This window comes from Sporosarcina sp. UB5, from assembly GCF_050859005.1.
Taxonomy (GTDB): Bacteria; Bacillota; Bacilli; order Bacillales_A; family Planococcaceae; genus Sporosarcina.
Genome location: NZ_CP125984.1, coordinates 3010277 through 3033009, shown reverse-complemented (window position 1 = coordinate 3033009; position 22733 = coordinate 3010277). Strand labels below are relative to the sequence as shown.

Here is a 22733-nt window from a genome sequence, read left to right as displayed (position 1 = left end):
AGGGTGGGGCTGTTGTTGAATAAAAAAATACTCGTCTGTGTAACCGGCGGAATCGCCGTTTACAAAGCGGTAGCACTTGTTAGTAAACTGACACAAGCAGGTGCCGAAGTAAAAGTAATTATGACGGATTCGGCGATGGAGTTCGTAACTCCGCTTTCCTTTCAAGTGATGTCGCGGAATGATGTATATTACGATACATTTGACGAAAAGGATTCGAGTGTTGTCGCTCATATTGACTTGGCTGATTGGGCGGACCTTGTTATTGTCGCGCCTGCAACTGCAAATGTTATTGGCAAGCTAGCAATCGGCATTGCGGATAATATGGTCACTACAACTCTTCTCGCCACGACGGCTGAAGTTTGGATTGCACCGGCAATGAATGTACATATGTATGAAAACAAGGCTGTTATCCGGAACATCCAACAGCTTCATGAAGACGGTTACCGATTTATAGAGCCGGCGGAAGGGTTTTTAGCATGCGGCTATGTCGGCAAAGGCAGACTTGAGGAGCCGGAAAAAATTGTCCAACTTATTATGGAGAAGTTTTCACAAGTGACCGATCTACCCCTTGCAGGGAAAAAGGTCGTCGTAACAGCCGGACCGACTAGGGAACGAATCGATCCTGTACGTTATATTTCTAATTTTTCGAGCGGTAAGATGGGGTATTCACTTGCAGAAGCGGCTGTAGCTCTTGGGGCGGAAACAGTTTTAATATCCGGTCCGGTTGAATTGCCGATTCCAAATGGCGTCCAACTTATTAACGTTGAAAGTGCTGCAGAAATGCTGGAAGCGGTATTAAGTGAATTTAATAACGCAGATGTAGTTATCAAATCGGCTGCTGTAGCGGATTATCGTCCAAAAGAGCAACATTCGCAAAAGATGAAGAAGCAAGATGGCGATTCATCCATTGAGCTCGAACGGACAACTGATATTCTTAAAACATTAGGCGAACGGAAAAAGGAACAGATTCTTGTCGGGTTTGCGGCGGAGACGAATGACGCAATTGAATATGGCATGAAGAAGCTATCCGATAAAAACTTAGACTATATTATTGTCAATGATGTAACTGATCCGGATGGTGGATTTGGCAATGATACGAATGTCGTCACGTTATTATCGAGAAAGGGGAAAACGTATCCTTTCGAAGCGATGCATAAAAAGCAATTAGCCAAAGTGCTCGTGAAAACGATTTTGGACTTGGAGAGGGACGTACCAAATGATAGCTGAAATCATTGTCGATGTGTCAGCGTATCCAATTGATCGTCCCTTTGACTACGCTGTTCCCGCCCATATGGAAAACGTAATTGAATGTGGATCAAGGGTAAAAGTCCCTTTTGGACCGAGAAAAGTAATTGGCTATGTGACTGGACTGAAGTCGGAAAGTGAAATTGAAGAGCATAAACTGAAGAAAATTGATGAACTAATCGACTTGGAGCCCGTTCTTTCTACGGAGTTAATGGGTTTAGCAAAAAAAATGGCGAGAGAGACGTTATCTTATGAAATTGATGCTTTGCAAGTGATGCTACCGGCAGCAATGCGAGCGAAATACGAGAAATTCATTAAAATTGAAAAGCCTGCTGAAATAGATGATGCTCGATTTTTATTTGAAATGAATGGACGTACACGTATCCCGCTAAAGCAGATTACAGATTCAGCCATTTTGAAGCTGGTCAAAGACTATGCGGAAAAAGGAATCGTTTCTGTAGATACGGCAATTAGCCAACAGACGGAAGTAAAGAAAGTCCGGGTTATTCACATCGGTAATTCGGAAACGCTAGACGACATGCTACTCACAATCCACCCAAACGCAAAGAAGCAGGCGGAATTAATTAGATGGATGATGGACAATGCAGGGAAGACAATGGAGGCAGCAAAACTATTGAATGAGTCCGGCATACAAAATCCGGTTCTCAAAGCTGTCATTGAAAAGGGCGGGGCGACGGAAGAGTATGTTGAAACGTATCGTGAACCGGATGCCCCAAAGCTCCTTGATACACCAATACCTCTACAGTTGACAGATGAACAGCAAGCCGCTCTTGATAAAGTGAAAGAGGCTGCTGATGCCAAAAAGGCCGAAACGTTTTTACTGCATGGCGTCACTGGAAGCGGGAAAACAGAAGTCTATTTACAAGCAATTAAGCATGTACTAGATGAAGGGAAGGAAGCGATTGTCCTCGTTCCCGAAATTTCATTGACCCCTCAAATGACAGCTCGGTTCCAAGAACGATTCGGAAGTCAAGTTGCAGTCATGCATAGTGGGTTATCCGCTGGTGAAAAATATGATGAATGGCGAAAAATCCACCGCCGGGAAGTGAAGGTTGTCGTCGGAGCAAGATCCGCCATCTTTGCTCCATTTGAAAATGTTGGGATTATCATTCTCGATGAAGAGCATGAATCGACTTATAAACAGGAGGATACGCCACGATACCATGCAAGGGATGTGGCTATCTGGCGTTCGGAATATTACGGCTGCCCGGTCATCCTCGGAAGCGCGACCCCTTCTCTCGAGTCTTACGCCCGGGCTTCGAAAGATGTCTATACATTATTGGAACTTTCGAGAAGGGCGAAGAACCAACCTCTACCTGCCGTCACGGTCGTCGATATGAGAGAGGAATTGAAGGAAGGAAATCGTTCGATGTTTTCCGTTCAATTGGCGGATGCAATCCGTCTTCGCTTAGAGAGAAAAGAGCAGACCGTCCTTTTTCTAAATAAAAGAGGATTCTCGTCTTTCGTATTGTGCAGGGATTGCGGTACGGTTGTCCAATGTCCGAACTGCGATATTTCTTTAACGTATCACCGGGCGAGTGAGAGCTTGAAATGTCATTATTGCGGATATGAAGAGCGGGTGCCGCACGCTTGTCCGGAATGTGAAAGCGAGCATATCCGGTTTTTTGGGACAGGGACTCAAAAGGCAGAAGAGGAAATTTCTAAACTATTCCCAGAAGCACGAGTACTCCGGATGGATGTAGATACAACAAGACAAAAAGGCTCACACGAACGCATACTTCGTCAATTTAGTGAAGGGAATGCGGATATTCTCCTTGGTACACAGATGATTGCAAAAGGGCTCGACTTCCCAAACATAACTTTAGTCGGGGTGTTAGCAGCGGATACGACGTTGCATTTGGCGGATTTCCGAGCTGCGGAAAAAACGTTTCAATTGATGACACAAGTAAGTGGAAGAGCGGGAAGACATGATTTGGAAGGGGAAGTTTTCATCCAGACATATTCGCCGGAACACTATGCGATTGAATTAGCAAAAACACAACATTACGAGACGTTTTATTATTTGGAGATGTCATCACGGAGACAATTTGGCTATCCTCCATTCTTTTTTATAACGCTTGTACAGTTTTCGCATGAGGATTTATTGAAAGTCGCTGACTTTGCAGAAAAAGGGAGCCGCTACTTGAAAAGTTCATTATCCCCAACTACCGTCATTATTGGTCCGGCTGCGGCTGCGATCAGTCGTGTGAACAATAGATATCGATACCAATGTTTGATAAAATACAAAAAAGAGCCGAAGCTAATTGAAACGCTTCAGCAATTAATTAGAATGTATCGTACGAATTGGATGAAGGAAGGTCTTACCATGACAGTGGATATGGATCCGACTTCTATTTTTTAATCGATACAGACATGTTAGAAATGAGGAATTGAATTGGCAATACTAGAAATCGTAAAAAGTCCTTCAATGTTGCTAACACAGCGTTGCAAGGAAGTGGAGAAGTTTGATGAGAAATTAGCTAAACTGCTTGATGATATGTATGACACGATGGTTCATGCGGATGGTGTTGGACTTGCGGCTCCTCAAGTGGGAGAGCTCGTCCGAGTTGCTATCGTTGATATGGGAGAAGGAAATGATGTCATCGAAATGGTAAACCCTGTAGTCACAGCAATTGGAGGTTCTGTCGTAGAAGTGGAAGGCTGCTTAAGTTTCCCGGATCTCTACGGAGAAGTGGAACGTCCATTTTTCGTGCGTATCGAAGCACAGGAGCGGGATGGCTCATTATACGAACTCGAAGCGGAAGACTACGAAGCGCGGGCAATTTTGCATGAAATTGATCATTTGGATGGAATATTATTTGATTCGAAAATAACACGGATTGTTGATCCGGAGGAATTTGAAGAGATGAACGAGGAGGATACAATCGAATGACAAAAATCGTATTCATGGGGACTCCCGACTTTTCAGTTCCAGTCTTGACGATGTTGCACAAGGAAGGTTTTGACATCATTGCAGTCGTCACTCAACCTGATCGACCTGTTGGAAGGAAGCGGGTGCTCACTCCTCCACCAGTAAAAGAAGAGGCAATTCGACTAGGCTTGCATGTGTTGCAACCTGAAAAACTAAGAGCTTCAGAAGAACTTGAGGCACTCATACAAATGAAGCCAGACTTAATTGTCACAGCTGCATACGGACAGATTCTACCGAAAAATCTTCTCGATGCTCCTCGTCTAGGGTGCGTTAATGTCCATGCTTCGTTGTTACCGAAATACCGTGGAGGCGCACCTATCCACCAAGCAGTTATCGATGGCGAGACGGAAACTGGCGTCACAATTATGTATATGGTGGAAAAGCTCGATGCGGGTGACATCATTTCACAAATAACAGTTCCGATTACTGAAGAGGACAATACTGGAATTCTATTCGAAAAGTTGTCGGTTGCAGGCACTACATTATTGAAAGAGACATTGCCTTCCATTATTGCCGGCACGAATGAACGGATTCCTCAAGATGAAAGCTTCGTTTCATTTGCAGGAAATATAACTCGCGAACAAGAAAAAATCGACTGGTCACGAAGTGGCAACGATATTTTCAATCAAATCCGAGGATTGTATCCGTGGCCTGGAGCGTATTCTGTATTTGAAGGAGAGAACGTGAAGATTTGGAAAGCGGAAAAATCCGACATCACTATTGAGGCTACACCAGGAACAATTATTAAATTATTGAAAGACAAACTCATTATCAAAACAGGCGATGAAACATCGATTGCGATCACTGAATTACAGCCTGCCGGCAAAAAACGATTGTTAGCGGAAGAATTCTTGAATGGCGTCGGAGCCAAATGGGATGAAGGGGACCAATTCGAATGACAAATGCCAAAAAGAGGATTTGGAACGGCAATGTTCGGGATGCTGCATTATCAATATTGATGGAAATCAATCAGAATCAGGCTTACAGCAACCTTCTGCTCAACCGGACGATCAAGAAATACAATATTGATCCGAAAGACAGAAATTTATTAACCGAATTAACATATGGTACTTTGCAACATCGGCTAACATTGGATTATTATCTAGAGCCATTCGTAAAAGGGAAGTTGGACCCATGGGTAAGAGAATTATTGCGTTTATCGATTTACCAAATTGTCTATTTGACGAAAATTCCTCCACACGCAGTCGTTCATGAAGCAGTGGAAATCTCGAAAAGAAGAGGACATAAAGGGATAGCGTCAACTGTAAATGGCATTTTACGTTCTGTCTTGCGAAAAGGCGTCCGCCAGCTTGAAGAGATTGAGGACGAAATTGAAAGAATGTCGGTTGAAACGAGTCATCCTGCTTGGCTAATTGAACGATGGGTGAAGCAATTCGGTAAGGAAGAAGCTTTTGCGATGGCTCATGAGAACAATCATCCCGCTCGTATGACGGCAAGGGTCAATTCGTTGAAAGCGACAGTCGACGAAGCGATGAAGGAACTAGAAAAGGAAGGAATTGAAACGTCAAAAGGAGAAGTTATTCCGTTGAGCATTCAAGCGTCAAGTGGAAGCTTAGCGAATACTGAAGCATTCGAAAAAGGTTTGTTGACGATTCAAGATGAAAGTTCCATGCTTCCTGTACTTGCACTTGACGTGAAGCCTAATATGAAAGTGTTGGACATGTGTGCTGCTCCAGGTGGAAAAACGACATTCATTGCCGAACAGATGAATGACAAAGGCGAAATATACGCACATGATTTACACGACCATAAACTTACACTTATCGAATCGAATGCGAACCGTCTCGGCATCCAATCGATTAAAACGAAAAGTGGAGACAGCCGAGAGTTGGACTCCGTTTACGAACCTGCCTCCTTTGACCGAATTCTTGTTGATGCTCCTTGCAGTGGTCTAGGAGTAATTCGTCGGAAGCCTGAAATAAAATACAATAAGACGGAACAAGACTTGAAAAGTTTGACAGAAATTCAAGGACAATTGCTCGATACAGCTTATCGGTTAATAAAAGATGATGGAATCATTGTCTATAGCACATGTACAATCGAGTACGATGAAAACGAAGGGATGGTACGCACATTCCTGGAAAAATATCCAGATATGGAGATCGCTTCGCTCGATATGTTAGAGAATAATGCTTCCTTGGCAATTAAAGATGATTTGTTGCAAGTATTGCCGCATCATTTTGGTAGCGATGGATTTTTCGTAGCAGCTTTCCGTAAGAGGAAGGATTAAAGTTCGACTACTAACGTCGAGCATAGGATAAGGGTAAATGAAGATTTAAAAGGGGGGGACGAGTGTTGCGGTTTGAAGTAGTGACAGATATCGGAAAAAAACGGACAGTAAATGAGGATAGCGCGGCAATCTTTGCAATCCAGGACGGTCCGACGCTCGCAGTTGTCGCGGATGGCATGGGAGGCCATCGAGGCGGGGACTTTGCAAGCTCAACGGCAGTCGGCATACTTGGCGAACAGTTTTTGAAAGTGGATAATCCCGCAAGTATGGAAGAAGAAGACTGGAAAGAATGGCTTCAAGAGACGGTGTTGCACATCAACAAAACATTATTCGAAATAGCTGAAAATGATGAAGACTTCAAAGGGATGGGGACTACATTGGATGCGGTGCTCATCTATGGAAATAACGGTCTTGTTGCTCACATCGGGGATAGCCGAGTCTACACGATAAACCGGTATGAAATTCAGCAAATTACGAAGGACCACTCTTTCGTTAACATATTGCTTGACTCCGGGGAAATTACCGAAGAGGAAGCGGCTAAACACCCTCAACGAAATTGGATTATGCGAGCAGTAGGATCTGAAAAATCGATCGTGCCCGACTTTCACAAGATCAAACTCGATGAGCAGACGTATTTGCTCATTTGCACGGATGGTCTAAGTAATAAAGTCGATTATGAGAGCATTCAAACTATCGTCACTTCCGATGGGGATTTGTATGATAAGGCAGTTGAGTTAGTTGAGCTTGCGAATGAATTAGGTGGAGAAGACAATATTTCCGTCATTTTAGCGAGTCCTTACGATTCGGAGGTGAGCAAATGATGATCGGCAAACGAATCGGCGGTCGTTATGAAGTGCTCAGGGGAATCGGCGAAGGTGGTATGTCGAAAGTCTATTTAGCACATGACATCATTTTGGACCGTGATGTTGCCATTAAAGTGCTAAATTATAATTTCGCAAATGAGCAGGATTTGAAAAAGAGATTCCAACGGGAAGCACTTTCTGCGACTAGCTTGTCTCATCCGCATATTGTTAATATTTTTGATGTCGGAGAGGAAGAAGAGCTTCATTATTTAGTAATGGAATATATTGAAGGTCAAACTCTAAAGAAATATATCCATACAAATGGCCCTTTACCGGTCCAACAAGCGGTCAAAATTATGAGGCAGCTCGTATCCGCCATTTCCAATGCACATCATAACGGAATTGTCCATCGCGATATTAAACCACAAAATATTTTAATGGACACGGAAGGCAATGTAAAAATAACCGATTTCGGAATTGCGATGGCTTTAAGCGCTACAGCACATACGAAGACGAATTCAGTTATCGGTACAGTCCATTATTTATCCCCCGAACAAGCAAGGGGCGGAATGGCGACGAGAAAGTCGGATATATATTCATTGGGGATCGTTTTTTATGAATTATTGACGGGTGAACTTCCGTTTTCTGCAGAAACAGCAGTTGCAATCGCATTAAAACATTTGCAGGAAGAGACACCTTCCGTTCGGTTAGCTTATCCGGGTATTCCGCAAAGTGTAGAAAATGTTATTTTAAAAGCGACAGCGAAAGATGCTACATACAGATATCAGTCATCGGATGAAATGTATGAGGATTTACTCACTGTTTTATCACCCGAAAGGCAGCGTGAAGAGAAATTCACAATTCCTTTCGATGATGATCAAACACGTGTCATCCCAGCAATTACAAATTCTTCGAATTATGATGATACGGATGCAACAAAAGTTATCGAGCCAGTCGTTCCTGAACCGGTTCAACAACAGAAGAAGAAACGAAAAAAATGGCCGATTGTCGTCGGTTTATCGGCAGTGTTACTAGCAGCCGCTGTCATCCTTGTCGTTTTTTGGTCGTCCATTTTTGGACCTAAAACCGAATTGGTTCCAGATGTCGTCGGCTTGGATGAAGCGGTAGCGATTACACTATTAGAAGAAAAAGGATTTGTCGTTGAAGAGAAGGTGGAAGATTATTCATACGAATACCCCGCTGGACAAGTTTTCAGAACAAATCCAGAAGTAAACAAACAGCTGGAAATCGGATCATCGGTTACCATTTTCGTAAGTATTGGAAAAGAAACGATGGAACTAACAAATTACGTTAACAGGGATTATGAAGAAATCGCTAATTTCCTGGAAGGTTTCGGTTTTAAGATTACATCAGAAGGTGTCTTCTCTGATGCCCCGAAAGGACAAATTTTAAAGCAGATACCTGAAGCAGGAGAAGAAGTTGTTCCGGAAGAAACGGAGATCATCTTTACAGTTAGTGCAGGAAAAGAAATGAAAACACTTGCTGACTTAACCAATTACAGTCGGAAAGAATTGGACGATTATGCCGAATCATCAGGCTTTAATATTTTTATTGTCAGTAGTGAAGAATCCGAAACGGTCCCGGAAGGCCATGTCATTTCACAAAAACCATCTCCGGATTCCGAACTAGAAAAAGGTTCGAGAGTCGACGTAGTCGTATCAAAAGGTAAGGAGAAGAAATCGGTAAAAGTGTTTTTCGATACGGTTACTATTCCATACGAACCAACTAATTACGATGAAGAAGATGAGTATTCAAGCCCAGAACCACAAATAGTTAAAATTTATATCCAAGATAGTAAACATTCGATGACTGATCCGGTTGCAGAATTTACGATAACCGAAGATACGAAAAGAGAAATTACAGTCGAATTGGAAGAAGGCCAACGTGGTGGATATAAAGTTCATCGTGATTCTTTAATAATCGCGGAAAGAACATTCAATTATGATGACGACGTCGAATAGGAAGGAGGGATTGGATGCCGGAAGGACAAATTAGAAAAGCGATTAGTGGGTTTTACTATGTGAAAAATGAGAACGAGGATCTTATCCAATGTAAAGGTCGGGGGGTTTTCAGAAATAGAGGGATTACCCCCCTTGTTGGTGATTTTGTCACGATTGTGCAGGAAGGCGATAATGACGCAACAATTACCGAGGTACATGAAAGGAAAAATGAGCTCGTTAGGCCACCGATTGCAAACGTTGACCAGGCGTTGCTCGTGTTTTCAATCGTTGAACCTGATTTCAGCCTTCATCTTTTGGATCGATTCCTCACTGTCATTGAATCGGTCGGCATAAAGCCGGTCATCTGTTTGACGAAAAAAGACATTGCAGGTGAAAAGGAGCTTCTTCAAGCTGAATCAGCTGCTTCCTACTATCGTGAAATTGGATATGATGTGATCTTTACGTATATCGAAGATCCGAATCTATTCACTTTGCTTCAACCGTCATTGGAAGGAAAGACGACCGTTCTTGCAGGTCAGTCTGGAGTCGGGAAATCGACATTGCTGAATACGTTGATTCCTGAACTTTCTTTGAAGACAGGCGAGATTTCGGAAGCGCTTGGCAGGGGAAGGCATACAACCCGTCATGTCGAGCTGCTGGAAGTGGCAGGCGGACTAGTCGCTGATACTCCGGGTTTCAGCTCACTTGATTTTGATCATATCGAGAAAGAGGAATTACGAGACTATTTCATTGAAATGGAAAACGCAGCACATGAATGTAAGTTCAGAGGTTGTTTGCATTTGAAGGAGCCGGGATGTGCCGTGAAAAAGAAAGTTGAGACAGGGGAAATCCTGCAGTCCCGTCACACTCATTATTTACACTTTTTACAAGAGATTACTGACCGAAAGCCGAGGTATTGACAATGATTAAAATAGCACCGTCCATATTAGCAGCGGATTTTTCAAAGTTGGCAGATGAAGTGAAAGACGTAGAGAAAGCGGGAGCAGAGCTAATTCATATCGATGTGATGGATGGCCACTTCGTTCCGAATATTACTATGGGACCGATTGTTGTAGAGGCGTTGCGTCCCGTAACGAATCTTCCATTGGATGTTCATCTCATGATTGAAAATCCCGATGCATATATTGAACAGTTCGCGAAAGCTGGAGCGGATTATATTACTGTCCATGTGGAGGCTTGCAAGCATTTGCACCGCACGATTCAATTGATCCGCTCGTTCGGTGTAAAGCCGGGTGTCGTACTTAATCCGCATACACCAGTCGAACATATCTTACACATTTTGGAGGATGTTGATCTAGTTTTATTCATGACTGTCAATCCAGGATTCGGAGGTCAGAAATTCATTCATTCCGTACTTCCGAAAGTGAAACAGTTGTCCGATCTAATTAAGGAAAAAGGGCTGTCCATCGAAATTGAAATCGATGGAGGCGTCAACGAGGAAACGATCATTCCGTGTGTAGAAGCAGGCGCTACGATTTTAGTTGCTGGATCGGCAATTTATAATGAGGAAAACCGGACGGAAGCGTTGCAACGAATAAAAGCTGCTGGAGAAAGCGTACTGCGTTGATGGAAAGGGTAATTATTTGTGCGGGCGGACCTTCAGAAGAGGTACCCGATTTATCTGTTTACAATATAGAAGGTACCATTTTCATCGGTGTAGATCGTGGGGCAATTCATTTATTGGATAAAGGGATTGTCCCAGATGAAGCAGTCGGAGATTTCGATTCAGTGAGTAAAGAGGAGTTTACTAGAATCCAAGAAGCTGTGAAACAGGTCGATTCATTCCAGTCTGAAAAGGATGAGACGGACACGGAGCTTGCCGTAGGTCGTGCGATTGCCTATCATCCGAAGGAAGTCATTTTGACCGGAGTTACTGGTGGTAGATTGGATCATTTCGAATCGGCATTGCACTTAATGTATCGGATGCAAAGGGAACATAAGAATATTTCTTTTGTTATTCGTAATGCTACTAATGACCTTTCTTTATTTCACCCTGGTGTCCATCGGGTAAAAAGAAATGACCAATTCCCTTATATTTCATTCTTTGCTTTCGGCAGTACTGTAGAAGGACTGACGTTGACCGGTTTTAAATATGAAACGGTAAACGCAAGGATGGAAATGGGCATGACGAGATTCACGAGCAATGAACCAATTTCAGAAGTTTGTACTATCTCCTTCCGCCAAGGCATATGCTTAATGGTAAGAAGTTCAGATTCCTGAAAGGAGAAGGGAATTGCGAGTCTATACATTTACGATGCCGAAGTTTCTAAGTAGCTTTGTTCGAAAGTGCATGGTCGTCTTTCAAAAAGATGAAAAGACGAAAAGCCAAGCTACTGCAAGCCAGCGAAACAGAAAAAGGAAAAAAGAAAAAACGTCAGGCTGAACTTACTCGGCCTGGCGTTTTATTTCTTTTTGTCTTATAGTCGGAACGCGGATACAGTATTGTCCAGCTCCAACGACCAGTCCCTCGGGTCATAAGCCATATCGGCTATGCGGCAAAAACCGCCGCTACGCCGATCCGTCTTATGCCTGTCGGGCCTCAACGGTCGTTTACGCATTTCGTTTAAACTCTTTGTACTTTACCCGATTTAAGCGCTCTCGCAGATACCCAAACACGTTTCGGTTTACCGTTTACAAGAATACGGACTTTTTGAAGGTTAGCGCCCCAAGTACGTCTGTTAGCATTCATTGCGTGTGAACGAGCATTTCCCGTACGTGCTTTGCGGCCAGTAACTACACATTCTTTAGCCATTTTTATGACCTCCTCGCTAATATTGATTAAGCGATTCACTATCTAATTCGCATACCATAATACTTTATCATAGGAAATAACAGCATGCAACCTTTTTTAATGATGCTTTCAAGTGAAAAACCTTTACATGTAATTCGCATTTCTTTGTCAACGCTTTTCTATTGGTTTAGTGTATAGTACAATAGGGTTAGTTATTAAGGATGCAGGAGGGGAAGCTTTCATGTCAATCGAATTGAAAAACGAATACGGTACGATAGATATTACGAACGACGTCATTGCTCAAGTGGTGGGCGAGGCGGCAATCGAATGCTATGGAATTGTCGGCATGGCTTCACGTCACCAGATCCGGGATGGACTGACAGACATCCTTGGGAAAGAGAACTACGCTAGAGGAGTCATCGTAAGAAATATTGGAGATGAGACGCATATCGATATGTATGTCATAATCGGTTATGGCACAAAAATCTCCGAGGTTGCATACCAAGTGCAATCCAAAGTGATGTATACATTGAAAAAGACATTATCGTTAACAGTGGATTCAGTGAATATATTTGTTCAAGGGGTTCGGGTGACGAACTGATAGAAGGAGGAAAACTTTTCAATGAATTTTTTTGATGGTGTAAAATTTGCCGACATGGTAAGGATGGGTGCTCATCACCTTCATCTTAATGCTGACTATGTCGATTCATTAAACGTGTTTCCTGTGCCTGACGGCGACACAGGGACAAATATGAATTTATCGATGACGTCTGGAGCGAAGGAAACCGAAGCAAATACATCCGTGCATCTAGGCAAAACTGCGCAAGCGTTATCAAAAGGGCTATTGATGGGAGCGCGGGGCAATTCCGGCGTTATTCTTTCACAATTATTCCGCGGTTTCGGTAAAGCTGTAGAAGAGGAAGAACAGCTAGATGCCGTGAAGTTTGCAAATGCTTTAGAGTACGGGGTGCAGACAGCATACAAAGCGGTTATGAAGCCGGTTGAAGGAACGATTCTTACTGTCGCCAAAGATGCAGCGAACAAAGGTGTTGAAGTAGCGAAATCGACTACGGACATCATCAAAGTGATGGAAGCTATCGTTGAAGAGTCAAAAGCTTCTTTAAAACGAACTCCCGATCTTCTATCTGTTCTAAAGGAAGTTGGCGTCGTTGATAGTGGCGGACAAGGCCTTGTTTATGTCTATGAAGGCTTTTTGGCATGTCTAAAAGGTGAAGAGCTTCCTGAACGGATGAACATGGATTTGATGGAAGACTTGATCAACGCCGAGCATCACCGAGGCATTCAAGGGTTTATGAGCACCGAGGAGATCATTTATGGATATTGTACGGAATTCATGGTGAAATTCGAGGATGATAAAGTGAAGAAGCATCCTTTCGAAGAAGGTGGTTTTCGTCAAGATCTAAGTAAATTCGGCGACTCGCTGCTAGTCATTTCAGATGAGGAAATCGCGAAAGTACATATTCACACGGAAGAGCCTGGTGATGCGCTAAATTACGCACAACAATACGGCTCCCTCATCAACATTAAAATTGAGAACATGCGCCAGCAGCACATCGAACTAGTCGGAGAAGGTTATGTGGCCAATAAAACGAAAACGATTACACATCCATATGCAATCGTTACGGTTGCAATGGGTACAGGCGTTGCCGAATTGCTGAAAAGCATTGGTGCCTCAGCTGTTATTGAGGGCGGACAGACGATGAACCCGTCAACCGAAGATATTGTCAAAGCAATTAAAGATGTCGGTGCGGAACGGGTTATTATTTTACCGAATAATAAAAACATTATTATGGCGGCAAAACAAGCGGCTGAAGTAATTGGTATCGAAGCTGCTGTTGTTGAAACGAAATCCGTTCCGGAAGGGTTGGCGGCAATTCTCGCATTCAATCCTGAGGCTGAAGTGGTGGACAATGAAAAAGCAATGTCAAGAGCAGCAGCTGGTGTGAAAACAGGCCAAGTCACTCATTCAATTCGAGATACATCAATAGATGGCATCGACATTAAAAAAGATGACTTCATGGGCCTTGCGGGCGGTACAATCGTAATCTCCAATCCGTCTTTAGACGAAGTAATGAAGACGTTGCTTGCAACACTTATCGATGAAGATGATGAAATTGTTACGATCATCTATGGCGAGGATGTATCTGAAGAAGATGCGACAAAGATTGCTGACTATGTAGAGTCTACGTACGATCATACAGAAGTTGAATTATACAATGGTAAACAACCACTTTATCCTTTTATTCTTTCTGTGGAATGATAAGGAAACGACGGCACACTTTTTGAAGGTGTGCCGTTTTTCTGTTTTGTTTTTGTACGTAAACTACTGTAAAATGAGAGAAAGCGTTTGCTAGTTAAGCAGTGCTTTTATTAAGGGGGTAGACTGAATGAAGTACAGATCAGTTTTTGAAATTATCGGTCCCGTCATGATTGGGCCTTCTTCTTCACATACAGCGGGAGCCGCTCGGATTGGCCGGGTAGCTCGAGATTTGTTTGGGCGTCAGCCGGAATGGGCAAGAATCCATCTATATGGTTCTTTTGCAGAAACATATAAAGGGCATGGGACGGACGTTGCAATTATTGGAGGATTATTGGATTACGACACGTTTGATGAAAGAATAAAAACGGCTTTTGAAGATGCCGCCGCACTCGGCATGACTTTCGAATTCATTCCTGAAGAGGAAGAGGCTGATCATCCGAACACTGCGAAAGTTGTAATTGGCGACAGTCAAGGCGAAATGGAGCTTGTCGGTATTTCAATCGGCGGTGGCACTATGGAAGTCACTGAATTGAATGGTTTTCCGCTCCGTTTATCTGGACATTTCCCAGCTCTTCTCGTTGTGCATGATGATCGCTCTGGTGTCATTGCGAATGTTTCCAACGCTATCGCTTCACAAGGGATGAATATTGCTCATATGGAAGTTGGTAGGAAAGAAAAAGGGAAAATGGCGCTTATGGTAATTGAAGTCGACCAGATGTTTGATGAAACACTTATTAATGAATTGAAATCTTTGCCGAACGTTACGCAAGTTTCGACATTGGCGAATTGAGGAGGGAAATATAAATGGAAGTTCTATTCGGAACAGTAAAAGAACTAGTCGAAATTGCAGAGACACAAAATAAGCCGATTTCGGAAATTATGATTGAACAGGAAATGCTCATTACAAAGCGTTCTCGAGAAGAAATCGTCGCACAAATGGATAATAATTTGACTGTTATGGAAAGCGCAGTCGAACAAGGGCTCCAAGGCGTAAAATCGACATCCGGCTTGACAGGCGGGGATGCGGTACTTCTTCAACAATATATCAAGTCAGGAAAATCTTTATCGGGGGATCTTATTTTAGATGCCGTTAGCAAAGCGGTAGCGACGAATGAAGTGAATGCGGCAATGGGAATGATTTGTGCAACTCCTACGGCGGGGGCGGCTGGGATCGTGCCTGGAACGCTTTTTGCTGTTAAAGATAAATTGAACCCGACGAGGGAACAGATGGTGAATTATTTATTCACTACGGGTGCATTTGGCTTTATCGTAGCGAATAACGCTTCGATTTCAGGAGCAGCAGGAGGTTGCCAAGCGGAAACAGGATCAGCCGCTTCGATGGCTGCCGCCGCCATTGTGGAAATGGCAGGAGGAACGCCTCAGCAAAGTGCGGAAGCTTTCTCTATCGTCATGAAAAACATGCTCGGTCTTGTCTGTGATCCGGTGGCGGGTTTAGTGGAAGTTCCATGTGTGAAGCGGAATGCGATGGGAGCAGCGAAAGCGCTTGTCGGAGCGGATATGGCACTTGCAGGAGTCGTCAGCAGGATTCCGACGGATGAAGTAATTGAAGCGATGCACCGAATTGGACAAACAATGCCTTCTGCACTTAGAGAAACTGCCAAAGGTGGCTTAGCGGCCACGCCTACTGGTAAAGCGTTGGAAGCTAAGATTTTTGGAAAGGACAAAACGGTTCGTGACACCACCGTCAATCCTTGATTCTGTCACAGCGCTAAAAGGTGTCGGTAAGGCATCTGCTGAACAATTTTCTAAACTAGGCATTGAAACAATTGATGAACTGATCAATACATTTCCATACCGCCATGAAGACTTTAGACTGAAGAATTTGGCTGATACGCCACATAATGAACGGGTAACGATTGAAGGCAGGGTCGAAAGTGAGCCATCCGTCCTATTTCTAGGCAGAAATAAATCACGCCTGCAAATACGGTTGCTTGCCGGTAACCATCTCGTCAAAGCAGTGTTCTTTAATCAGCATTATTTGAAGGACCGCCTATCGATCGGAAAGATTGTAACAGTAACCGGTAAATGGGATCGGGGCAGGCAAGTCATCAATGTCAGTAATTTTAACGATGGCCCGAAAACGGATCAAGCCGATTTCGAACCTGTCTACAGTTTGAAAAATGTTATGCACCAAAAAACATTCCGGAAGTATATGAGGCAGGCACTAGATTTGTACAAAGATGAAATTGCTGAAGTCCTGCCCCTTTCATTACGGGAATCTTATATGTTGCCGTCTATCGGTGAAGCGCTCGAAATGGTGCACTTCCCTAAATCTCCGAATGACGTGAAGCGGGCTCGAAGACGCTTCGTGTACGAAGAGTTATTAAAATTTCAATTAAAGATGATTGGAATGAAGAAAGTCCGGAAAGAAACGGAAAAAGGGACGCCGATTCATTATGATCTTGAACGGTTAAAGGAATTCATCGCTTCATTACCATTCGAACTGACAAATGCGCAAAAAAGAGTCGTCAATGAGCTTTGTGCCGAATTAAAAAGCCCATTGAGAATGAATCGTCTGTTGCAAGGTGATGTTGGTTCTGGGAAGACGGTCGTTGCAGCGATTGCTCTCTATGCGGCGATTACGGGAGGCTTTCAAGGAGCGCTCATGGCACCAACCGAAATTCTTGCCGAGCAGCATGCTGATTCCCTTTCATCATGGCTTGAGCCATTAGGGGTGGAAGTCGCTTTTCTTTCTGGATCTACGAAAGGCAAAACGAGAAAGATTATTATTGAAAAATTACAGAGCGGCGAAATCGATTTACTCATTGGGACGCATGCGTTGATCCAGCCGGATGTCAGTTTTAAAAACTTAGGACTTGTTATTACGGATGAGCAGCATCGTTTTGGTGTGGAACAACGCCGTGTGCTAAGGGAAAAGGGGCTTAATCCTGACGTCCTATTCATGACCGCGACACCGATTCCCCGCACGTTGGCGATTACCGCTTTCGGGGAAATGGACGTCTCTATCTTAGATGAGATGCCGGCCGGAAGAAAAATAATCGAAACGTATTGGCTGAAGGAAGATTCCTTAGTACCTGTGTTACGAAAAATGGAGAAGGAACTGCAAGCAGGACGACAATCGTATGTTATTTGTCCATTGATTGAGGAGTCAGACAAGCTTGATGTGCAAAATGCGGTTGATGTCCATTCCCAACTAACCCATTATTTCGCTGGCCGATATACGGTTGGTCTTATGCACGGAAGACTTCATTCCGAAGAAAAAGATGCCATTATGAGGGATTTCAGTGAAGGAAAAATCGATTGCCTCGTTTCGACGACTGTCGTCGAAGTCGGCGTGAATGTCCCGAACGCAACATTTATGCTCATTTACGACGCTACTCGTTTCGGACTCTCTCAACTTCATCAATTAAGAGGTAGGGTTGGCAGGGGGGCGGACCAATCGTATTGCGTCCTTCTTGCAGATCCGAAAAACGATGAAGGAAAAGAACGGATGCAGGTGATGACAGAGACGAATGACGGATTTCTCTTAGCAGAAAAGGACCTCGAACTTCGAGGTGCAGGAGACTTTTTCGGCAAGAAGCAAAGCGGAATGCCTGAATTTAAAATGGCTGATCTTGTGCACGATTATCGGGCATTGGAAACTGCACGTCAAGATGCTGAGAAAATGCTTTCGTCGGATGATTTTTGGAGCGGTCCGGAATATAAAATTCTAAGAGAAGACTTGGAGCAATCAGGCGCACTTTCTAAAGAGCGAATGGATTGAATAGAAAGTTGTTTCTCAAAGTCGAGTTTCAAGTACTAATGTAAAAAAAGAGCTGTCCAGGAAATCATCTGGACAGCTTTTTTTGTACCACACCGCATAAACGAGAACTTTTTATCGAAGAACGAGAACTCAGATCGTATTAACGAGAACTCTCGCGAACAAAGCAAGCCCTCATCCGCTATTATTCTTTTGGACACCACCTTTTGATTTGGATTATGCCTGTGATCCTTCTCCACCAAATAACATGTAGGATGCTAAAAGAGTACTAATTTTCTATAAAACAAAACATATACTATTTAAATATTCAGCCTATTATTATTTACAAAATATTTATTCTATTGTAAGGTTACTATAGGAACTAATAGATTATGGACTAGGGGGCTGTAAATTGAGGAAACGACTAAGAGGAGTTTCAATATGTTCCACTATATAAAAGCGACGATAAGGGAACGTTGGCCACTTTTCTTAACCGTGGTTCTAATTCTAAGTTCGCTTGGGCTTGGTTATATGGGGGCGCAATCTGTCACGGATCGTATTGTCATCCAAGCAAAAGAAGACTTAGAAGAAAACTGGCGATACCAGTATGATATTTTAGTCTTACCCGAATTGGATACAGAGACGGCAGGACTTGATGATGGATGGGTTGCCCCGCAGTCAACCGTTGCCAATTACGGTGGAATTTCGATGGATGATTTGGAGACAATACGTGGCATGCCAGGCGTGAAGACAGCAGCTCCATTATCGTTAATAGGATATATTCCTATGGACGGTATTGGAGCGTACTATAATGATGCGGAAATAGGGAGCTTTCATGTAGTCCAAATGCAAACAACGGTGTTTGATGGAATCTCCAATCATGAAATTTGGAACCATCGTTATATATCGGAATATAGTGAGCCTGATATGGAGTTCGGCCCGTTATCCGATAAGTTTAGTGAGGAAAATGGCATGTTCAGAAATTACATGCCACCAGGGGCAACCTTTAGAACTCCAAATGAGTTAATGCTCATTGCCATTGACCCTGAAGCGGAAGAGGAATTGTATACATTATCGGATAGCCTTGTCATAGGGAATACATTGAGCGAAGCGAGTAATTTAAAAGGTATCGGAGCTACAGGAATTCCAATCATCGTGCTTGCGAATCAACGGTCTGAGATGACCGAGACACTAACAATTTCAGAAATTAAAGTACCTGATAATGTAGTAGAAAAAGACTTTGTGCAAGGGGCGCGCAAATATTTATCGAACTTGCCGACAGAAGAAAGAGTGAAACTTACGCTGCCTTCGTTTTCTGAGGAGTGGCGCTACAAGAACGTTGAACTGTCCTTGCTTGGAGGAGAAGTATTTACCGAGGAGCCTCGAGGATTTACATCATCAGATAAAAATGACTTATTCCGCTATTCCCCGATATTCTACAAAGATGCTACGCTAGAAAAGGGAAGCATTCCAACGATAGAGGCGCAAACTTTCTTTAAAACAAATTCATTGCATTCAGGACTGAGCGAGAGTCTGCCAAGATATCGGATAGAAGCCGAAAAAAGGCAAAGTCGAGCGTTTGGATTAAACATTATCGATATGTATGATACAGATAAAATCGAGCCTGTCTTGAAGGGAGCTTGGAAAAAAGGAGATCCCCTTGATATTTACACACCTCATTATAGTGTGATCATAGAGGATGGAGCAGGGAATTCAGTCGATAGGAAGCCGCTATTGCCGTTGCCGTATAAAGATACATATTATACGGGCTCGCCTGATGCAATCATGCCGCTTCATAACGCGAGAGTTTTTTATGGGGATCGCCCACCAATTTCATCCATTCGTGTCATCGTAGATGGAGTGGAAGAACGGTCTGATGTAAGCCAACGGAAAATTGAAGACGTTGCTAAACGAATTATGGATGAAACAGGGCATCATGTGGAAATTATGTTAGGCTCGGCATCTGGAAAAGTTCAAGTGAATTTAGGAACAAAAAAAGAAGGGATGCCTGGGGTTGTCGAAGAAGGATGGCAAAAAGCAGGTGTCAGCTGGTCAATAGAAAAGCAGATTGAAAAAACGAATGTACTCTTATTTATTTATCTTCTGCTAATCAGTTTTGTGTTTTGCTATACGGTCATTACACATAGCTTGTTGCGTCGCTCTACTGAATTCGCGATGCTTCGTGCAATTGGTTGGTCTAGGAGAAAGATTATGGGGATTCTAGGATTCGAAATCATTGTATTAAGCACGCTGGCGATTATTCCGATTGCGATAGCGAACATTTGGTTAAAGATACTTGCATGGCATGAGTTTTTACTAATTTACGTCATCATCCTTCCGATTATTGCAGTTGGTTATGTAACTGGAAGCCGGAAATCATTGAAATTATCACCGCGAGCCGGGCTGGAAGGTGAAGGGACACAATGGAATTTCATGCGACTCTTTTCGATTAACGGCCTGTTTTCATACGTCGCCCATCAATTGATCAGGAGGCCGTTAAGGTTCGGGCTTTTGACAATTGTCCTTGCGCTGACAGCGTTTATGTCGATTCTATTTATCGCAACGCAGCAAAGCTTATCAGATTTTTTACTGCTAAGCTTTTTAGGGGAAACGATTGACTTGAACTTGAAGGGGTTTCAAACAGTTTTTCTTGTAGTGGGACTAATCCTCACGATAGCAATAGTGTTTCTGCTAATCTATTTAAATATTACAGAACGTAAAAAGGAGTTTTTCATCTTACGTTCGATAGGTTGGTCCTTACGAAGAATTCAAATATACTTAAGCATCGAGGTGTCGTTAGTTGCCGTAATCGGCTCCATACTTGGCGCCTTTGGTGCCTATGCGTTGCTTACGTTCTTCTCCACATTGTGGATTCCAGTCTGGATGCTTACGCTCATTATTGTCACGCCAATTGTTTTGTTATTGGTGTTTTCATTAACGATTGTTCAGAGTATGAAAATGAGCAGTGTTGTAAAGGATCATGCTGCGTAATGAAGGGGTGGGGGATTTGATTACATTAAAATCTGTACGCAAAAGTTATGTAACTGGTGGAGAAAAAGTTGATGTTTTAAAAGATGTATCCTTATCAATAGATAAAGGGAAGTATGTTTCGATTACTGGTCCATCGGGTTCTGGGAAATCGACACTCCTTCATTTAATCGGAGGATTGGAACCGATTGACGCAGGTGAAATTTGGGTCGATGATCAAGCAGTCCATAAGATGAAAGATAATGAACTTGCCAAACTGCGGCTAAAGAAAATCGGATACGTATTCCAGCAATTTCAACTGCTTTCAACGGCAACTGCACTTGAAAATGTAATGATGCCACTGTTAACACTGTTTTCATCCGCTGAAATTAAAAAAAATGCTGAAGAGGCGTTAACAAGAGTCGGCCTTGCCCACCGCCTCCATCATCTGCCATCACGTCTTTCCGGAGGTGAGCAGCAGCGCGTCGCCATAGCGAGGGCTCTTGTGACAAAACCGGAGATCATTTTGGCCGATGAACCTACAGGGAATTTGGATTCCGAAACGGGAAGTACGATTATCGGATTACTTGAAGAAGTTCACGCGACGGACGGGGTGACAATTGTATTAATCACACATGATCCAGCCCTTGCCAAACGGGCTCAGGAGACGATACACGTTCTTGATGGATTAGTGAATAAAATAGAGACGGATACAATAGAGGTAGTCAGATGATGAAACGGTTACCTGTCTGCGTACTATTCATCCTTTTCCTTTTCCTTTTCCTTTTCGGGTGCAATCCAAAACCACAGGAGGAAGTTGAAGAGGTTGTTGAGGACGATATCGTGACAATCGAAAATGCTGAAAAATTGGCGGACGTTGAAACATTCTTTCAGACAAGGGATTTTCTGTTGGAAGGATTAGAGCGCATGTATCGATACTACGGAAACGACTTTCCTGCCGAAGAGCAGGAGAGAATAGCGGTATACGAAGATTTTGAAAGAATTTCCTATGTTGATTTCATGGATCTTATGGCCGAACACGGCATTGATACATTGCCCTCATACAAAAAAGCAGAAGATATCGATCGGATCCTCAAAGAGGGGAAACCGGTATATGCAAATTTTACGTTGATTAATGCGGAAAGATGGAATGTCCTCTTTTATGGCTATTCAGAGGAGGACTTCGCATATTACAATCTAAAGTCAGGCGAGAAAAAAACAATCGGGAAAAAACGCATCGAAGCGCTTGGGGAATTCGACACGATTATTCCGTATAGAGTGGGAGAGCTTACAGAGGCTGAGAAGGAAAAATCCTATCTCTACGTACGACAAAGACTAGCAGATGCTTATTGGAAAGATGATTCAATCACGATGAGGAAGTATTTGGATATTGCTGAAATAAACGACTGGTTGGATGGACTTAACTACGGTTACTTTTTCATTTATCACTATCTGTTTCATGACCCGCAGCCAGAGCGCGCCGCTAAATATGTTGAAGCGGAACTGAAGAGATGGCGGGATCCAACTACGCTTGAGGCCGCTTTGAAATATTACATTTTGACGAATGACGAATTGGAAATTAAACGGACGATACGCGATATTCAACTATTGCCGTTGCATCGGAGAGAGACTCTCCAATTCATTATCGACAATGGCGCCGACTACGGCTATCCGGAAAAAGCGGCAGAAGCTGCAGAGATATTGAAGAAAAAGAAGCAATGAAATCTTCGCGGAAAAAGACCTATTGGCAAGCGCTGCCCTGCCGGCGGGTCTTTTATTCTTTTTCATTTGTTTTTTTG

20 protein-coding genes are annotated in these 22733 nt (G+C 43.2%); 19 read left to right on the top strand and 1 reads right to left on the bottom strand.

The genetic code is table 11. The features are described 5' to 3' along the window. Nucleotides 1-9 precede the first annotated feature (9 nt). The 11 genes from coaBC to spoVM all read left to right on the top strand — a co-directional run bounded on the left by coaBC (nucleotide 10) and on the right by spoVM (nucleotide 11617). Entirely contained in the window at nucleotides 10-1227 is a 1218-nt protein-coding gene (coaBC, locus tag QM454_RS15275; RefSeq protein ID WP_432364049.1) for a bifunctional phosphopantothenoylcysteine decarboxylase/phosphopantothenate--cysteine ligase CoaBC, read from the top strand. Then, entirely contained in the window at nucleotides 1217-3628 is a 2412-nt protein-coding gene (gene priA / locus QM454_RS15270; protein WP_432359433.1) for a primosomal protein N', read from the top strand. Before coaBC ends, priA begins: the two co-directional genes overlap by 11 nt. Before the next feature lie 33 nt (nucleotides 3629-3661). Continuing rightward, nucleotides 3662-4159, top strand: coding sequence for a peptide deformylase (gene def / locus QM454_RS15265; protein WP_432359431.1), 498 nt, complete (start codon nucleotides 3662-3664; stop codon nucleotides 4157-4159). Beyond that, complete coding sequence (gene fmt / locus QM454_RS15260; protein WP_432359429.1) at nucleotides 4156-5097, top strand: methionyl-tRNA formyltransferase; 942 nt, start codon at nucleotides 4156-4158, stop codon at nucleotides 5095-5097. The genes def and fmt overlap by 4 nt, the downstream gene beginning before the upstream one ends. After that, nucleotides 5094-6449: a 16S rRNA (cytosine(967)-C(5))-methyltransferase RsmB gene (gene rsmB, locus QM454_RS15255; protein ID WP_432359428.1), complete on the top strand. Its 1356-nt coding sequence runs from the start codon at nucleotides 5094-5096 to the stop codon at nucleotides 6447-6449. The genes fmt and rsmB overlap by 4 nt, the downstream gene beginning before the upstream one ends. A 62-nt stretch (nucleotides 6450-6511) precedes the next feature. Beyond that, on the top strand, nucleotides 6512-7270 hold the full coding sequence (locus tag QM454_RS15250; protein ID WP_432359426.1) for a Stp1/IreP family PP2C-type Ser/Thr phosphatase: 759 nt from the start codon (nucleotides 6512-6514) through the stop codon (nucleotides 7268-7270). Continuing rightward, nucleotides 7267-9234 (top strand): Stk1 family PASTA domain-containing Ser/Thr kinase, encoded by a 1968-nt coding sequence (pknB, locus tag QM454_RS15245; protein ID WP_432359424.1) that lies wholly within the window; start codon nucleotides 7267-7269, stop codon nucleotides 9232-9234. The genes QM454_RS15250 and pknB overlap by 4 nt, the downstream gene beginning before the upstream one ends. Nucleotides 9235-9248: 14 nt before the next feature. Next, nucleotides 9249-10133, top strand: coding sequence for a ribosome small subunit-dependent GTPase A (gene rsgA, locus QM454_RS15240; RefSeq protein WP_432359422.1), 885 nt, complete (start codon nucleotides 9249-9251; stop codon nucleotides 10131-10133). A 2-nt stretch (nucleotides 10134-10135) separates the two neighbouring features. Then, nucleotides 10136-10801 carry a ribulose-phosphate 3-epimerase gene (gene rpe / locus QM454_RS15235; RefSeq protein ID WP_432359420.1) on the top strand — a complete coding sequence of 222 codons (666 nt, stop codon included), beginning with the start codon at nucleotides 10136-10138 and terminating at the stop codon, nucleotides 10799-10801. Then, a complete protein-coding gene (locus QM454_RS15230) occupies nucleotides 10801-11454 on the top strand; it encodes a thiamine diphosphokinase (protein ID WP_432359418.1) in 654 nt (217 codons plus the stop codon). The genes rpe and QM454_RS15230 overlap by 1 nt, the downstream gene beginning before the upstream one ends. A 13-nt stretch (nucleotides 11455-11467) precedes the next feature. Beyond that, the gene (gene spoVM, locus QM454_RS15225) at nucleotides 11468-11617 is read left to right on the top strand and encodes a stage V sporulation protein SpoVM (RefSeq protein WP_432359416.1); all 150 of its coding nucleotides are present in this window, start codon (nucleotides 11468-11470) and stop codon (nucleotides 11615-11617) included. Nucleotides 11618-11797: 180 nt separating this feature from the next. Here spoVM and rpmB read toward each other — a convergent pair whose 3' ends face one another. After that, complete coding sequence (gene rpmB, locus QM454_RS15220; protein WP_251623931.1) at nucleotides 11798-11986, bottom strand: 50S ribosomal protein L28; 189 nt, start codon at nucleotides 11984-11986, stop codon at nucleotides 11798-11800. Nucleotides 11987-12206: 220 nt separating this feature from the next. Here rpmB and QM454_RS15215 point away from each other — a divergent pair, with 220 nt between their 5' ends. The 8 genes from QM454_RS15215 (at nucleotide 12207) to QM454_RS15180 (ending at nucleotide 22656) form a co-directional block, all read left to right on the top strand. After that, a complete protein-coding gene (locus tag QM454_RS15215; protein WP_432359414.1) occupies nucleotides 12207-12566 on the top strand; it encodes an Asp23/Gls24 family envelope stress response protein in 360 nt (119 codons plus the stop codon). 21 nt (nucleotides 12567-12587) lie between these two features. Next, nucleotides 12588-14246 (top strand): DAK2 domain-containing protein, encoded by a 1659-nt coding sequence (locus QM454_RS15210; protein WP_432359412.1) that lies wholly within the window; start codon nucleotides 12588-12590, stop codon nucleotides 14244-14246. A gap of 127 nt (nucleotides 14247-14373) precedes the next feature. Next, nucleotides 14374-15036 (top strand): L-serine ammonia-lyase, iron-sulfur-dependent subunit beta, encoded by a 663-nt coding sequence (gene sdaAB, locus QM454_RS15205; RefSeq protein WP_432359410.1) that lies wholly within the window; start codon nucleotides 14374-14376, stop codon nucleotides 15034-15036. Nucleotides 15037-15050: 14 nt separating this feature from the next. Continuing rightward, nucleotides 15051-15962, top strand: coding sequence for an L-serine ammonia-lyase, iron-sulfur-dependent, subunit alpha (gene sdaAA / locus QM454_RS15200; RefSeq protein WP_432359408.1), 912 nt, complete (start codon nucleotides 15051-15053; stop codon nucleotides 15960-15962). Then, entirely contained in the window at nucleotides 15919-17991 is a 2073-nt protein-coding gene (gene recG, locus QM454_RS15195) for an ATP-dependent DNA helicase RecG (protein ID WP_432359407.1), read from the top strand. Before sdaAA ends, recG begins: the two co-directional genes overlap by 44 nt. A 417-nt stretch (nucleotides 17992-18408) precedes the next feature. Continuing rightward, nucleotides 18409-20958, top strand: coding sequence for an FtsX-like permease family protein (locus tag QM454_RS15190; RefSeq protein ID WP_432359406.1), 2550 nt, complete (start codon nucleotides 18409-18411; stop codon nucleotides 20956-20958). Continuing rightward, entirely contained in the window at nucleotides 20948-21667 is a 720-nt protein-coding gene (locus QM454_RS15185; protein WP_432359404.1) for an ABC transporter ATP-binding protein, read from the top strand. The genes QM454_RS15190 and QM454_RS15185 overlap by 11 nt, the downstream gene beginning before the upstream one ends. Continuing rightward, entirely contained in the window at nucleotides 21664-22656 is a 993-nt protein-coding gene (locus tag QM454_RS15180) for a hypothetical protein (protein ID WP_432359402.1), read from the top strand. The genes QM454_RS15185 and QM454_RS15180 overlap by 4 nt, the downstream gene beginning before the upstream one ends. The last annotated feature ends 77 nt before the right edge of the window (nucleotides 22657-22733 follow it).

Excerpts from the sequence above, each read along its gene's own strand:
- priA (WP_432359433.1), top strand. The coding sequence starts at position 1,217 with ATGATAGCTGAAATCATTGTCGATGTGTCAGCGTATCCAATTGATCGT.
- fmt (WP_432359429.1), top strand. The coding sequence starts at position 4,156 with ATGACAAAAATCGTATTCATGGGGACTCCCGACTTTTCAGTTCCAGTC.
- rsmB (WP_432359428.1), top strand. The coding sequence starts at position 5,094 with ATGACAAATGCCAAAAAGAGGATTTGGAACGGCAATGTTCGGGATGCT.
- pknB (WP_432359424.1), top strand. The coding sequence starts at position 7,267 with ATGATGATCGGCAAACGAATCGGCGGTCGTTATGAAGTGCTCAGGGGA.
- rsgA (WP_432359422.1), top strand. The coding sequence starts at position 9,249 with ATGCCGGAAGGACAAATTAGAAAAGCGATTAGTGGGTTTTACTATGTG.
- rpe (WP_432359420.1), top strand. The coding sequence starts at position 10,136 with ATGATTAAAATAGCACCGTCCATATTAGCAGCGGATTTTTCAAAGTTG.
- QM454_RS15230 (WP_432359418.1), top strand. The coding sequence starts at position 10,801 with ATGGAAAGGGTAATTATTTGTGCGGGCGGACCTTCAGAAGAGGTACCC.
- rpmB (WP_251623931.1), bottom strand. The coding sequence starts at position 11,986 with ATGGCTAAAGAATGTGTAGTTACTGGCCGCAAAGCACGTACGGGAAAT.
- QM454_RS15215 (WP_432359414.1), top strand. The coding sequence starts at position 12,207 with ATGTCAATCGAATTGAAAAACGAATACGGTACGATAGATATTACGAAC.
- QM454_RS15210 (WP_432359412.1), top strand. The coding sequence starts at position 12,588 with ATGAATTTTTTTGATGGTGTAAAATTTGCCGACATGGTAAGGATGGGT.
- sdaAB (WP_432359410.1), top strand. The coding sequence starts at position 14,374 with ATGAAGTACAGATCAGTTTTTGAAATTATCGGTCCCGTCATGATTGGG.
- sdaAA (WP_432359408.1), top strand. The coding sequence starts at position 15,051 with ATGGAAGTTCTATTCGGAACAGTAAAAGAACTAGTCGAAATTGCAGAG.
- QM454_RS15190 (WP_432359406.1), top strand. The coding sequence starts at position 18,409 with ATGTTCCACTATATAAAAGCGACGATAAGGGAACGTTGGCCACTTTTC.
- QM454_RS15185 (WP_432359404.1), top strand. The coding sequence starts at position 20,948 with ATGCTGCGTAATGAAGGGGTGGGGGATTTGATTACATTAAAATCTGTA.
- QM454_RS15180 (WP_432359402.1), top strand. The coding sequence starts at position 21,664 with ATGATGAAACGGTTACCTGTCTGCGTACTATTCATCCTTTTCCTTTTC.